Consider the following 14,597-nt stretch of genomic DNA (forward strand, 5'->3'; position numbering starts at 1 on the left):
GCGCGCCTACATGCTAATGCCGATGCGGCGCCTGCGCGTATGCGCCCTGCTGTGCGCGGCGGCGCTCCTGAGCGGCTGCGCCGCCGTCACCGTCAGCGCGATCTCGCCGGCCGACTACCTGCAGCAGCGGCGCGGCGACATCCTCACCACGGGCAAACTCAGCGCCTCGGCCAGCGAAGTGCTGCGCATCATCGGCAGCGACATCGCCGCTTGCGAAGCCAATACGGGCAGCTGCCGCGCCGACCTGGCCCGCTCCGAGCTGCTCAGCGACGAGCAGCGCCTGGCCACCTTGTCCGAACTGTGGCTGGAAAGCGCGCTGGCGGAAGAAAAACAGGGCGGCCACCCGAGTGCCGAAACGCTGGCCGCCTGGCTCGAATCGGCCCGCTACGCGTATGCCTATTTGTTCTACACGACGCGCACGCCGGGCCAGCGCGCCTTCGAGGAACGCCAGACGCAAATCCGCGACTACTATAACTATGCCGTGCAAAAAGCCGTCGGCAACCTGTTTCGCCACCGTGGCGAATACCGGCCGGACGGCAATGTGATCCGCGTCGCCGGCTGGCAGATCGACAGCGAACTGTCGGCCCTGCGCCTGCCCGACGACGGCACCCTGCCCGACGAACTGCTGCCGGCCACCTCGCTGTCGTTTTCCGGCCTGCGCAATGTGTACCGGCGCGACGGCTTCGGCGCCGACCTGGTGGCCGTCATGCCCAAGCCCCAGGCGTCGAAAGGCGAGTACGTACCGTACCAGGAAACCCGCTTCCCCGTCGTCACGGCGCTGATCCGCTTCGACGGCAACAGCCTGCAGGAAGTATTGGCCACGCAGCAGCTGCTGGTGATGCTGGTCGACCCGACGCGCAGCGAATCGACGCGCATGGCGGGCCAGGAACTGCCCGTGGCCGCCAATTTCACGGCCGGCTATGGCCTGTGGCTGGCCCGTTCCGGCTTCGGCGTGCAGGCGCTGCGCACCCTGTTCGGCCGCGCCGACGGCATCTCGCGCCCGCAGGTGCACCTGATGCAGCCCTACGATCCGAACAAGCGCACCATCGTCATGCTGCACGGCCTGGCCAGCAGCCCGGAAGCGTGGATCAACGTGGCGAATGAACTGATGGGCGACGAACAGCTGCGTCGCCGCTACCAGATCTGGCAAGTGTACTACCCGAGCAATGCGCCGCTGGCGGCCAACAACGCCGCCATCCGCAAGGCGCTGAATGCGACCCTGGCGCAGTTCGACCCTTCGGCCAAGGCCGACGCGGCCAACGACATGGTCTTGATCGGCCACAGCATGGGCGGCGTGCTGGCGCGCCTGATGGTCTCCGATGCCAGCAACACCCTGCTCGACGCCATCACGGAAGAATACAATTTGAAGGGCAAGAAGGCGGAAAAAGTGCGCGCCGGCCTGGCGCCCTACCTGAATTTCACGGCCATGCCGCAAGTGAACCGCGCCATCTTCATCGCCGCGCCGCACCGCGGCACCTCGTTCGCCAACCACAAGGTGGCGCGCTGGATCGCCAACCTGATCACTCTGCCCATCAACATGCTCGACCAGTTGTCCGACGCAGCCGGCAGCCTGGCGCAGCTCGACACGGGCAGCAGCGAACCGCTGCGCATCCCCAACAGCATCGATAACCTCAGCGACAAGGATCCGTTCGTGCGCCTGGTAGCCGACCTGCCCATCAGCCCGAAGGTGCGCTACTACTCCATCATGGGCAACGACACGCCGGAGCTGCCGCTGGCGGAATCGAGCGACGGCGTGGTGCCCTACGCCAGCGCCCACCTCGACGGCGCCCTGTCGGAAAAAGTCATCCCGTCGTGGCACAGCGTGCAGGAAAGTCCGCAGGCGATTCTGGAGATACGGCGGATTTTGCGCATGCCTGACACCTTGCCCTGATGCACCTGGCATTCTTTCCGCATGCCTTATCGCTGGATAAGAAAGTTACATCGCATGATAAAGTTGCGAAACATGAGAATCTTGTATATGATGTTCTTTACCACGCTACTGCAAAGGAATCATCATGACAGCGCATCTGCATCACGATACTCTGGCGCCCGAGCTTCAGGCATTAACGGATAGCGACCTGCGGCTGGTGGAACAATTCTCGCGCCTCGTGACCGCACAGCTCGACATACTGGCGCAAGGGCCCGAGCGCCCGCGCCTGATCGACCTGGCCACGCGTGCGCTCCATGAGGCGCGCGCCTCGCTGGGCGCCCCGCCGCCGCTCACGCCGCGCCAGCTCCCAGGGTCAAAACTCAAGGTATCCGATGTCATTGGACAAGGATGGGTGGAACTATCGCAGGCGTCGCTGTATCGCGCGGTGGAAAACAATCGGTTTTATTGCGTAACGCCCAAGGGGCGCAGTATCGGCAAGGAATTTCCTGCGTGGCAATTTGTCCAGCCCGTACCGGAACTGATCGCGCCGGTACTGGCCATCCTTGCCGGCCAGCCCAGCAGTGAAATCCATGCCTTCTGGATCAGTGGTGCAGACGAACTCAACGAACTGTCGCCAGCAGAGATGCTTGCAGGCAAATCGTTCGAGACGCGGGCCGAGATCCATCCAGGCCAGCAGGCGCTGCTGAATCTGCCGGCAAACGAGAGATTGCGCAAGGTGCTTGCGGTGGCGAAGTGGCAGCATAGGGGGATGGCTGACATCGTGGGTTAACATGCAACACGGACATACAACGTCCCCCGTCCCAGCGGACATGGCTGCGCGCCTGCCGGCGCTGGCATCGTTGAGCGCAGAATTATTGCGCAATATCGTCACCTTTCCAGCTGGCCAGGCCCTGATACGCGCAGCGTGGAACGTGGCATCCATCTGGCCCGCGAAGGTCGAACGCACCTACCGCTTCGGGCCGCCCGCCGAGCTGGCTGACTCAAACGGCTTCCCCTATCACTGGGTATATATTGCGGAGGATGCCTACACGGCAGCCTGGGAAGCCCAGCTTTGCCGCAACGACGTCACGCGCCCGGGCACGTTTTACATCGCGCACAGGGCGGAACAAGCGCTGATCGCGACCTTGCCATTCAGCACCCCGCTGCAATTGCTCGATCTGACAGGGCTTGCCGCCAGCCGGCTCGGCATTTTTGACCAATTGCGCAGCCCCGATCACGGCTGGTGCCAATGGCTGGGCTGGTAGCTGGATCAGATCATCGCACAGGAAGCCGGCGCGATTCACGGTTTCATGTATCCATCGCGCCGCCAGCCCGGCAAACTTGCGTATGCCATTTCATCGCGCCACATGGCAACCTTGGGCCAGACCATGGCGTGCTCACAGCTGGCATTTGGCGACAGCGCTGCGTATGCACAGTTGCTGGCCGATCACCTGCGCGTGGACCCGCCCTGATCTGAGATTCCCTATACCGGCTCGCGCCACTTGTCCTTGATCTCCAGCATGGCTGGCAGCTGTTCCACGAACAGCGCCAGCAGCTCCGGGTCGAAGTGCGTGCCGCTGTCGCGCTGCATGGTGGCGATGGCTTCGTCGATGGTCCAGGCGCGCTTGTACGGGCGTTCGCTGGTGAGGGCGTCGAAGACGTCGGCAATGGCGACGATGCGGCCTTCATGGGGGATTTCCTCGCCTTTCAAGCCTTGCGGATAGCCGCTGCCATCCCATTTCTCGTGGTGCGTCAGGGCGATGGTGCGCGCCATTTTCAGCAGGCCGCTTGCGTGCTCGCCGATGATGGCCGCGCCGATTTCCGCGTGGCGGCGCATGACTTGCCATTCGTCCGCATCGAGCTTGCCCGGCTTTTGCAGGATGGCGTCGGGGATGCCGATCTTGCCCACGTCGTGCATGGGCGCCGCATTCAATAAATCTTCCGCCCTGGCCGCGCTGTAGCCGGCCGCCAGTGCCAGCTGGCGCGCGTAATAGCTCATGCGGATGACGTGCATGCCCGTCTCGTTGTCCTTGTACTCGGCCGCCTGGCCCAGGGTCTGGATCACCTGCAGGCGCGAGCGGCGCAATTCCTCGGCGTCGACCAGCGACAGATGCGTGCGCACGCGGGCGCGCACGATGGGCGGGCTGACGGGTTTCGTGATGTAGTCGACGGCGCCCGCGTCAAAGCCGTCCGCCTCGTCTTTCACGTCGCACAGGGCCGTCACAAAAATGACGGGGATGGACGCGGTGGCCGGCATGGCCTTCAGTTGCCGACACACTTCATAGCCCGTCATGGCGGGCATCATGATGTCGAGCAGGATCAGTTCGACGGGATTGTTCTGCGCCAGTTCCAGCGCCTTCTCGCCATCCTTCGCATACAGCAGGCGGTAATCGTCCTGCAAAATCTGGCGCAGCACCTGCAGATTCGTCGCTTCATCGTCGACCAGCAGCAGGATCGGTTTGTCTTCGTGTAAGGTCATCGTTAGCCCAGTATCAGGAAAGGTCGGCAGGCGCTGGCGTTTCCAGCCACGCCAGCAGCTGGCGCAGCACGCCCGCGGCGCGCGCAAATTCAAAGTCGTCGATGGCGCTGGCCAGCGCCTGCAGGCGCGGCTGCTGGCCGTGCGGCGCCAGCATGGCGGCGATCTGCGCCATCAGGGCGTCGTCCAGTTGCCCGCCTTCCAGGCTGGCGATGGCTTGCCGCAGCAAGGCGCCCGCGGCGGATGCATCGAGAAGCGCGCCGGCGGCCGGCGCCTGCATGGCCACGGCCGGCAGCCCCGCCTCTTCCAGCTCGCCGGCCAGCGCCATGAAGGCGGCCGCCAGCTGCACCAGCAATTGCGTCACCGGCAGCTGGCGCGCGATGGCTTGCTCGATGCGTCCCAGCAGGCTTTCGACCTGCACCAGGCACAGGTTGCCCGCCGCACCCTTGATACGGTGCAGCAGATGGCCGGCCACGCTGACGCCGCCGCGCTCCAGTTCCGCCGCCAGCATGGCGGCGCAATCGCCATTGGCCTGCACGAAGCGGCCAATCGCGCGCTGCAAGGCTTCGCGTCCACCCCACAGGGCGATGCCGCGCTGCCAGTCGACCTGGCCGGCCGCCGCGCGTGCCGCAGCACCAGCGGCTGGCGGCGGCATGGCCACGGCGATATCGAGCAGGCGGGCGATTTCCGCCGTCAGCTTGTGCATTTCCAGCGGCTTTGAAGCAAAGCCGTTCATGCCGGCCGTCTGCGCGGCGCGCCGGTCCTGTTCCAGCACGCTGGCCGTCAGGGCGATGATGGGTGTCGCCTTCAGGCCCTGCTCGCGCTCGAATACGCGGATCAGGCGCGTCGCTTCCAGGCCATCCATGCGTGGCATCTGCACGTCCATCAGGACGATGTCGAAACTGCCCTTGCTGAACTCGCGCACGGCGCTCTCGCCATCGCTGGCGGCGATCACCTGGTGGCCGGCCGCGCCCAGGCTGATCAAGAGCAGCTCCACGTTCTGCGGCACGTCGTCGGCCGCCAGGATGCGCAGCGGCGGCAGGGCCACCACCGGTTGCTCGCTGCGGCGCGCCACGGCCTTGCCCGGCGCCAGCGGCAGCAGCACGTGGAACACGCTGCCCACGCCCAGGGTGCTTTCCACGGTGATGGTACCTTTCATCAGCTCGACCAGCTGCAGCGAAATCGTCGTGCCCAGGCCCGTGCCGCCAAAGCGCCGGCTCATCGAGGAATCGGCTTGCGTAAACGGGGCAAAGATTTTATCCAGGCGGTCGGCAGGAATGCCGATGCCCGTGTCGTGCACGGCGATATGCACCTGCTCGCCCTGCATGTCGACGGCCACGCGCACATGGCCCACTTCCGTGAACTTGACGGCGTTACCGATCAAGTTCGTCAGCACCTGCTGCACCCGGCGCGCGTCGCCCAGAAAGAACTGGCCCATGCCGGGATCGACATCGACATGCAGCACCAGGTCGCGCGCATGCGCCGTGACGCGCAGCGACGCGGCCACGTGATCGACCAGGTCGGGCAGCGAGAAGTCCACCAGTTCCAGTTCGGTGGCGCCCTTTTCCAGCTTGGCCGTATCGAGGATGTCGTTCAGCAGTTCCAGCAGCGAGCGGGCCGACTGGCGCACCGTGCCCAGGTGGCGGCGCTGCAGGCTGTCCAGGGCTGTGCCCAGCAGCACTTCCGTAAAGCCGATGATGGCGTTCATCGGCGTGCGGATTTCATGGCTCATGTTGGCCAGGAAGCTGGTCTTCGATTCGGCGGCCAGTTCGGCGCGGTCTTTTGCCGCACGCAGGTTTTCCTGCATGGCGCGCCGTTCGCTCACGTCCGTGGCCAGCTTGACCACCTTGAACGGCTTGCCGTCCGTGTTGAAGATCGGGTTGTACGAGGCCTGTATCCACACTTCGCGGCCATCCTTGTCGATGCGCTTGTACTCGCCCGTGTTGAATTCCCCCTGCGCCAGGTGCTGCCAGAACGCGATGTAATCGGGCGAAGTCACATAACCCGGTTCGCAGAAGATGCTGTGGTGCAGGCCCAGCACGTCGTCGAGCCGGTAGCCGACCAGGTCGAGGAAGTTCTCGTTGGCCGCCAGGATGCGCCCCTGCAGGTCGAACTCGGCGACGGCCGTCGCGCGCGAGATGGCCGTCACCTTGCCTTCGTATTCGGCGTTGCGCAATTCGCTTTCCGTGATGTCGAGGATGACGCCGTCGATCCAGCGCACCACGCCGTCGTTATCGAGCACGGGCCCGCTGCTTTCGCGCACCCAGCGCTCGCGCCCGTCGCGGTGCATCATGCGGTAGACGTTTTCGAAATCACGCTTTTCGCCGGCCGCCTGCACGCAGGTGTCGTTGACGCGCTGGCGGTCGTCCGGGTGCACAAGCTCGAACAGCCTGACTCTCCCCTCGATGAAGTCCTGCGGCATCCAGCCCGTCAGGTTGAAAACGGCGTCGCTGATGAAGATCATCTTCCATTCGGGCGCGAAGCTGCAGTGGAAGGACACGCCCGGGATATTGCGGATCAGGGTGCGGTACTGGCGCTCACTGTCTTTCAGCGCCTGCTCCATGCTGCGCGACGAGCGCATGTCCGTGACGAACGCCACGAACAGGGGCTGGCCCGGCGTGTCGATCTTGCCGATCGCCACGCGCATGGGCAGCACCGTGCCATCCTTGTGGCAGCCATCGAGTTCGCGTCCGCTGTCGAGGATGCGCGAGGCGCCCGTTTCCAGGTAGTCGCGCAGATAGCCCTGGTACTCGGCCGCATCGGCCGGCTGCAGCAGCACGCTGGCGTCGCGCCCCACGATGTCCGCTTCGCGCCAGCCGAACAGGCTTTCCGCGGCGGGGTTGAAGGAACGCACCTTGCCCTGGCCATCGATGGTGATCAAGCCGTCGGCCGCCGTATCGACGATGGCGCGCAGGCGCGATTCGCTGGCGCTGGCGTGGCGCAGCAACTGGCGGTAGCGCAGCAAGCCATTCGCGGCGGCCACGAAGACGGTCAGGGTGACGGTGATCAGGGCCACGGCCAGCGCCACGAACGACGCTTGCACGGTAATTGTGTTCTCGCCCGCCGTGGGGGTGCCGGAAAAACGCGCCGCCAGCATGCCAGTGTAATGCATGCCGGAAATGGCCAACCCCATGACGACGCTGCTGACCAGCAAGGACGCCAGGGGACTGAGGCGCAAACGCATGGCGCTCAGGCCGAAGCGTATCCACAGCGCCAGCATGGCCATGACGACCGCCACTACCAGCGACAGGGCGAACAGCCACGGCTGGTAATGCAGGGTCAGCGACGTCTGCATGGCGGCCATGCCGCTGTAATGCATGGAACCGATGCCCACGCCGACGAGCACGCCGCCCACCACCAGCTGGCGCCAGTTGATGCTCGGACGCGCCAGCATGTGCAGCGCCACCCACGAAGCGGCCACGCCGGGCAGCATGGACAGCAAGGTCAGGCTGGGGTCGAAGGAGACGCGCGTGCAAATGTCGAAGGCCAGCATGCCGATGAAGTGCATCGACCAGATGCCGCCGCCCAGCGCGATGGCGCCCGTGATGATGGCCGTCTGGCGCTGGAAGCCGCGCTCGCTGCTGCGCGCCATGCCGGCGATCTGCAAGGCCATGAACGAGGCAAAGATGGCGATGCCGATGGAAAACAGCACCAGCCACGCATTGTGCGTGCCATAGATGTACTGCATGGTATCGGTCGATACGGCAAAGATGGAACTCAGCATACTGTCGTGAACTCAATAGAGTGAAACGTGACGTCGCAAAACATGACGGCGCACCGCGCGCGCCGGCGCCACGCTTTTTACTAAAGCGGCAACACAGCGGAAAAGACAACGGTAGCAGTCGACCAGGGCAAGGCTCGGTCATCACGCCCGCGCCTGCCGCGCGGGGGAAAGGTGCTTTTTACAGAGGGAAAAAGCGGAATGCGTACGAACTCTGGCGCGGATGGCTGGCCGCCAGCGTGACGATGATTTTTAAAGAGCCATGAGTATAGTTGCTTTGCGAACATATTCATAGGACTTCAGCAATATTATGACAAGAAAGGCAATATTCTGAGGTCGCCATGCGACAGCGCTCGTCTGTTCAGGCTGGCGGCCACTGCGCGCGTATCGCGGCAGATGCCTGATAGGACGGACCGGCCCGCACGGCCACAGGGATACCGGCCAACGTACAGCGGCGACTCAATTCGTCCTTGATCTGCCGCAAGGACCAGCGCTGCGGCACGGGCAGATCCATGCCCACCACGCGGATCAGCGGACAGTCGTCGAGGGTCGTGTGCAGCAGCAGCTCCACGCGCGCCATCGGCGGCCCGCCGCGGTAGACATTCACGGCGCCCGCGTAGGTCACCACCTCGAGCGCGCGGATCTGCCGCGGCGCCAGTTGCAGCACCTTGTCATGGCCAGGCAGGCGCCGCGCCACCCGGCGCAGCAACAGGCCGGCGTCGTTGATCTCGACATGAAAAGACAGAGCGGGGCCAGTCAGCACCAACAGGGCGACGATCCATGCGGCCAGCGCCGGCAGGAGCAGCAGCACTGCCTCGCCCGCGTACGCCGCATCGCGCCAGACGGCTTGTCCGACAAAGGCGAGGATCAGGCCGCAGCCGCCCAGCAGCACGCTGCGCCACAGCACGGGACGCAGATTGGCCAGCATCGCCGCTTGCGCGCTGGCATCGTCGGCGGCCGCAAAGCGTATCCATTCCGCGCGCGCCGGCTTGAAGCGCCTGGCGGGAATGCCGCTCAAGTATGCTGCGCCAGCATGCCGCGGAACCACGCCAGTTGCTCGCGCGTCAGGTAATTGGCGCCATCGCCATGCAGGATGACGATTTCGATCTCGGCCGGAATCGAGGCGACCAATTGCGCGCCCGTGACGGGAATCTTCGGAAAGGCGATGCCGGCCAGGAAGGCCAGATCTTCCGCCACCGTGACGCACTGGCGCTCGGGATTGGGCGACGGCACGAGGAACAGGTCGATCTGCTCGCTTTGCCCGCCGATGACGACGTGCAGTTGCGCGGCCAGCAGTTCAGGCAGGATCAGCTCGATGTTATTCTCGGCGCGCGATTGCTGGAAGGCGCTTTTCAGGGGTGTGAGGACAGGAGTAGCGGTCATGGCAAAGGGGAAAGATAAAGACGGCGGCAGTGTAGCAGAGGCGCCCGCACGGGCGCGCTCCGCTGGCGCAGCCGCTACATCTTGTAGTTCAGCGAGACAAGCACGCTGCGCGGCGCGCCATAGCGCTCCAGCCCGCCCGACCAGGAATAGCCGAGCGCCTGATAGTAGCGGCGGTCGAGCACGTTATCGATATTCACGCGCAGCTGCAGCTGCTCATTGATGCGATAGCCGGCCGTCAACCCGACGGTGGCGTAGCCGCCCTGCCGCGTCAGGTAGGCCGTATCGCGGCGGTAGATCTTGTCCTGCGCGTACACGGAGGCACCCACATTCCATGGCGCCAGGCTGCCGTTCAGCTGCACGTTCGTGTACAGCTTGAACAATTGCTTCGGTTCATCGGTGGCGATGCGCTGGCCGATGTTGGCGGCCACGCTGTCCTTCGTGTACTTGGCCAGCACATAGGTGTAGCCTCCCGAAATCTGCCAGCCCGGCAATGGTGAGCCCGACAATTGCAAGTCGACGCCTTCGCTTTGCACTTGACCGGCCGCGCGGGCGCAATAGATGGGGCCGCCCGTGGGGCAATTGACTTCATCGGTCATGGCGCGGTTGTTTTGCCGGATGCGGAACAAGGCGCCGCTGGCGTTGAGCCTGCCGCCAAAATATTCTCCCTTGACGCCCACTTCCAGGTTGGTGCCGCTCAACGGCGGCAAGGTACTGCCTTTGACATCGAGCACGCTTTGCGGCTCGAAAATCTGCGTGCCGCTCGCATACATGGAGTGGTGCTGGTCCAGATCGTAGACGAGGCCAGCGTACGGCGTAAATTTCGCGTTCTCCGTCAGGCTGCGGCGCCACGTCGGATTGGTGGCATACCAGCCCGTGACATCCTGCGCATACCAGCCGAAGCGCCCGCCCAGCACCAGGCGCAGCGGATCGGCCAGGCTGAAGTTGCCGGCCGCGTACAGGCCCTTCTCGTCCGTCTTGCGGCCCCAGTTGTACGGCTCAAATGGCGCGCCGTTCATGCGGTAGGCGCGCGGATTCCAGCGGCGGATATCGATCACGCGCGTTTGCGCGCCTTCCCAGCTCTGGGCCGCGTCCGAATCGTCATGGCGGTAGCTGGCGCCGACGATGACGTCATGCTGGCGGCCGAACCAGGTGACGGGGCCGCTCAAGCGCCAGTCCGCCACCACTTGCTTCGTGCCGTACTTCCAGCCCGTTTCCGACTGTTCCAGCAGATACGTTTCGCCAGCGACGCGGCTGTTGGTGGTATTGCGCGTGTCCGACGAGGCGTCGATATGCGTGATGGCAAAGCGGCTGCGCCAGCCCTTCTCCAGCTTTGTTTCCAGGTCGGCGAAGACGACGTTGTTGTCGCGTTTCTGGAAGGAATCAGCATTGTTCAGGAAAGTCGAGCGGGGCAAGTCCATGTGACGGCCGTCAAGCAAGGTCGGCAAGCCGACGAACACGCCGTCTGTGCGGCTGTGCTGGCGCGAAAAACAGATGCCGGCCGTGGTCGATGGCGTCAGGTCCGCCTCGACGATCGCATACACGGTGCTGTTCTTGTTGTTGACCACGTCCACAAAACTATCGCTGTCGCGCAGGCTGGCCGCCACGCGCCCGCGCACGCTGCCCGAGTCGTTCAGCGCATTGCTGGCGTCCACCGTCAATTGCCGGTCCTTCCAGCTGCCCAGGTGAATGGAGGCGTCCAGCAAAGGCGTGGCCGTGGGACGCTTGCGCACCATGTTGATGCTGCCAGACGGCGCGCCCGCCCCTTCCATCAGGCCAGTGGCGCCGCGCACCACTTCCACGCGGTCGTACATCAGCATGTCGGCGGAGACGTTGCGCTCATTGAAATCCGTGACGTCGAGCGGCAAGCCATCGACATTCACGTGGCTCAAGGCGAAGCCGCGCGCGAAATACCTGGTTTCCTGGTCGGACACGCCCTGCGTCTTGCCATAGATGCCGGGTGTGGCGCGCGCCACGTCCTGCAGGGTGGTCAGATCGAAATCTTCCATTTGCTGGCGCGAAATGACGCTCACCGTTTGCGGCGTGTGGCGCTGCGACAGGTTCAAGCCTGTGGCCGTCGACATATTCCTCGACGTGTATAGCCCCGTGCCTTCCGTGGCGCGGTCGGCTTCGGCGCTGACGACGACGGCCGGCATGCTGGCCAGGCCGCCATCGGCCGTGCTGGCATTGATCTTGCGCAGCAGGTAATTGCCATTGCCACCATCCGTCACTTCGAGGCCGCTGCCTTGCAGCAGTTTTTGCAGGCCGGCCGTGACACCATGGCGCCCCTGCAAGCCCGGCGTCGCCATGCCGTCGAGCGCCACGCCCTGGGTGGACAGATTGATCCCGGCGGCGATGGCAAACGCGGGCAACGCATCGCGCAGGCTGCCGGCGGGGATATGATAGTCGCGCGCGGTGACGGCCGGGGCGGACTCGGCGGCCAGCGCCATTTGCGGCAAGCCGGCGCCGGCGGCGCCCACGGCGAGGAACAGAACCAGCGCGGCGCGCACGGCGCCGGTGGTGGGATGGAGCGTCATGCGTGCCGTTGTCAAACTGCGGTGCTGCAAAGCCATGTAAAGCCCTTTCGATGGTTCGGATTGTTCGTTCTCTATCTTGTATGACGAAGCAATCCGCAAAAAGGGACAGGCAAGAAGTAAATTGGAGCACGTCGGCTTACGCCCTACGGGCTAAGCCGACCTACCATACCCGACAGGCGTAGGTCGGCTTAGCGGGGCAAGGCCACGCGTAATCCGACCAGCTCAAGCCGCCTCGACACTGATCCAGTAGCGCGTGCGGCGCGCCAGCCGGATCGGCAGGGAGCGCTGCAGCAAGAGCAGGATGTTGTCCGGGTCGTTCAGCTGGAAGATACCGTCCACGGGCATGGCGGCCAGCGCGGGATCGCAGCGCAGCACGCCATAGCGGTAGCGCGCCACCTGTTCCAGCACCTCGCCAAGCGGCATGCGCTCGGCGATCAGCACGCCCCGCAGCCAGGCATCCGCATGCGGTGACAGCGGCGTCAAGGCGGAAACGGCGACGTCGTCGAAACTGCCCTGCCGGCCCGCATCGACCCTGTGCAAGGTCTCGGGCGCCTGCGATGGCGCGATCTCGACGGCCCCCTCGCTGACGCTGACCTCGGTGCGCGGCGCCAGCACAGTACCGCGCTGGCGCACGCTGAAATGCGTGCCCAGCGCGCGCACGGAACCATTGCTGCTGCGCACGAGAAACGGACGCGCCGGCACGGCCCCGTCCTGCGCCGTGGCAACATGAAGTTCACCCGCATGCAAGTCCACCAGTCGCGCCGCGGCGTCAAAACGCACGTCGATGGCCGTGTCCGTATTGAGCACCAGCTGCGTGCCGTCGGGTAATGTCATGTGGCGAATCTCGCCCCTGGCCGTGCGGACGTCGGCGCGCCACGCTTGCCAGGGTGCCGACTGGCTGGCCAGCCACAGCGCCGGCCCGGCCGCGATCAACCCCGCCAGGCCATAGAGCACGGCGCGCCGCTGCGGCGACGGCCCCGCCGCGTCCGCCGCCTGGCGCAGCGCGGGCGGCACGCTGGCCAGGGTGCTGCACACCAGTTCGGCCCGCTGCCAGGCCGTTTCATGCGCGGGATCGCTGGCGCGCCAGGCCTGGAACGCTTGCTGCTCGTCGTGAGTCAAGGCGCCGCCGTGCAGGCGCACCAGCCATTGCGCCGCCGCGCGCGCGGCGCGGGGATCGATGGCGCTCACAGGATCAGCAGGATGCAGCGCTCGAACGCCTGCACCATGTAGCGCTTGATGCTGCGCTCGCTCACGGCCAGGCGCCGGGCGATTTCCCCGTAGCCGAGGCCGTCAACGTGGGCCAACAGGAAGGCGCTGCGCACCGGCGGCGGCAAGCCGTCGAGCATGGCATCGATGCGCTGCAGGGCTTCGCGCACGAGCAGCCGTTCTTCCGGCGACTGCATCAGCAATTCAGGCTGCTGCGCCAGCGTTTCCAGCCAGGCCTGCTCCAGCGACAGGCGCCGGTAATGATCGATCAGCAGGCGCTGCGCCACGGTCGTCAGATAGGCGCGCGGCTCGCGCAAGCTTTGCCGGTTCTCCGGTGGCGCCGTCAGCAGGCGCACGAAGGTATCCTGTGCCAGGTCGGCCGCATGGTCAGCGCACTGCAGCTTGGCGCGCAGCCAGCGCATCAGCCAGCCATGGTGGTGGCTGTAAATGCCGGCTATCGACTCGCTGGACTGCGCAATGTTCACTGGGGACTCCGATGCGCGCAAGGCAAGGCGCGGCCAATTGATAATAATTCTCATTATCACAAATCATGGCCTCCGGCGTCAATGCCAATGCCTGCCTATCCCTGGAAACTGTTGTTTCAACGTGGCGGCAATTTTCTAGCGGTCGGTATACAAGCTCTTCATCACCATGCCGCCGCGCATTTTCTTCGCGCCCGGCGCCAGCCCGGCCGGACAAGCGCCATGGAACACGGCCGCCAGTTCCGTGCGCTGCACTTCGCTCTTGCCATTGACTTGCACGGTGGTGTCGGCGCTCAGGGTATATGCCATGGCCAGGTCGCCCTTGAAGGTGACGGCCAGCCTGGCGTCCGGACAGTTGGACTGAAAATGGTAACTATCGCCCTGGCGGCTGTGCGACTCGATCTTGCATTCCTGTTCGAAATCGGACCACAGGTCATCGTCGATCAGTCGGTCGCGCGCGTGGTCGACGCAGATTTCCCAGGAAAATGGCGAGGTGGCGGGCGTCACCTTCCACAGCCCCGTAGCACGTTGCAAGCGCTGCGCCGGCTCGGCCGCCGAAGCGAACGTGGCCGTGGACAGGGCAAGGATGGTCATCAGAAACAGGGGCGCGCTGCGCTGCATGGGCATTCCTCAGCTAAAAACTTGACTATAGCAAAGAGGAACGCGCGCAGGCCACACGCTTAGCGGCGTATCTCGGGCCTTGCGGCCAGCACGAAGGGAATAACAAACGGCCCCAGGAAAGTCACCAGGACGGCACGGATGGCCGTTATTCGTAAGGCGCGGTGTTTGGCGATGAAGAGGCAAGCGAAGGCCGACAGCGACCAGATCAAGGCAGGCAAGTACTCGGTCATCATGAACTCCGGATGCGCCCTGGAGGGCAGGAAGCCATGCTGACACGGAAATGTGGCGACCGCAATGGCAGATT

12 protein-coding genes are annotated in these 14,597 nt (G+C 64.8%); 3 read left to right on the forward strand and 9 right to left on the reverse strand.

Annotated features, from left to right (window positions below):
* The first annotated feature begins 10 nt into the window (after positions 1-10).
* The 3 genes from KO539_RS12295 (at position 11) to KO539_RS12305 (ending at position 3,135) form a co-directional block, all read left to right on the forward strand.
* A complete protein-coding gene (locus KO539_RS12295) occupies positions 11-1,891 on the forward strand; it encodes a triacylglycerol lipase (RefSeq protein ID WP_219309619.1) in 1,881 nt (626 codons plus the stop codon).
* Between the two features lie 124 nt (positions 1,892-2,015).
* Positions 2,016-2,660: a hypothetical protein gene (locus KO539_RS30210; RefSeq protein ID WP_257626248.1), complete on the forward strand. Its 645-nt coding sequence runs from the start codon at positions 2,016-2,018 to the stop codon at positions 2,658-2,660.
* 40 nt (positions 2,661-2,700) lie between these two features.
* Positions 2,701-3,135, forward strand: a complete 435-nt coding sequence (locus KO539_RS12305) for a hypothetical protein (RefSeq protein WP_219309621.1) — start codon at positions 2,701-2,703, stop codon at positions 3,133-3,135.
* Positions 3,136-3,353: 218 nt separating this feature from the next.
* Here KO539_RS12305 and KO539_RS12310 read toward each other — a convergent pair whose 3' ends face one another.
* The 9 genes from KO539_RS12310 to KO539_RS12350 form a co-directional block, all read right to left on the reverse strand.
* A complete protein-coding gene (locus tag KO539_RS12310; protein ID WP_176389884.1) occupies positions 3,354-4,349 on the reverse strand; it encodes an HD domain-containing phosphohydrolase in 996 nt (331 codons plus the stop codon).
* A gap of 13 nt (positions 4,350-4,362) precedes the next feature.
* On the reverse strand, positions 4,363-8,070 hold the full coding sequence (locus KO539_RS12315; protein ID WP_219309623.1) for a PAS domain S-box protein: 3,708 nt from the start codon (positions 8,068-8,070) through the stop codon (positions 4,363-4,365).
* 358 nt (positions 8,071-8,428) lie between these two features.
* Positions 8,429-9,085, reverse strand: a complete 657-nt coding sequence (locus tag KO539_RS12320; RefSeq protein ID WP_219309625.1) for a hypothetical protein — start codon at positions 9,083-9,085, stop codon at positions 8,429-8,431.
* Positions 9,082-9,450: a hypothetical protein gene (locus KO539_RS12325; RefSeq protein ID WP_219309628.1), complete on the reverse strand. Its 369-nt coding sequence runs from the start codon at positions 9,448-9,450 to the stop codon at positions 9,082-9,084. The genes KO539_RS12320 and KO539_RS12325 overlap by 4 nt, the downstream gene beginning before the upstream one ends.
* Positions 9,451-9,524: 74 nt before the next feature.
* A complete protein-coding gene (locus tag KO539_RS12330; RefSeq protein ID WP_257626249.1) occupies positions 9,525-11,984 on the reverse strand; it encodes a TonB-dependent siderophore receptor in 2,460 nt (819 codons plus the stop codon).
* Positions 11,985-12,206: 222 nt separating this feature from the next.
* Positions 12,207-13,172 (reverse strand): FecR domain-containing protein, encoded by a 966-nt coding sequence (locus KO539_RS12335; protein ID WP_219309640.1) that lies wholly within the window; start codon positions 13,170-13,172, stop codon positions 12,207-12,209.
* Complete coding sequence (locus KO539_RS12340) at positions 13,169-13,729, reverse strand: sigma-70 family RNA polymerase sigma factor (RefSeq protein WP_219309642.1); 561 nt, start codon at positions 13,727-13,729, stop codon at positions 13,169-13,171. Before KO539_RS12340 ends, KO539_RS12335 begins: the two co-directional genes overlap by 4 nt.
* Before the next feature lie 81 nt (positions 13,730-13,810).
* Positions 13,811-14,293, reverse strand: a complete 483-nt coding sequence (locus tag KO539_RS12345; protein WP_219309644.1) for a DUF3617 family protein — start codon at positions 14,291-14,293, stop codon at positions 13,811-13,813.
* A 59-nt stretch (positions 14,294-14,352) separates the two neighbouring features.
* On the reverse strand, positions 14,353-14,526 hold the full coding sequence (locus KO539_RS12350; protein WP_161784151.1) for a hypothetical protein: 174 nt from the start codon (positions 14,524-14,526) through the stop codon (positions 14,353-14,355).
* Positions 14,527-14,597: the final 71 nt, after the last annotated feature.

It is taken from the genome of Janthinobacterium sp. NKUCC06_STL, assembly GCF_019345455.1.
Lineage (GTDB): Bacteria > Pseudomonadota > Gammaproteobacteria > Burkholderiales > Burkholderiaceae_D > Janthinobacterium > Janthinobacterium rivuli.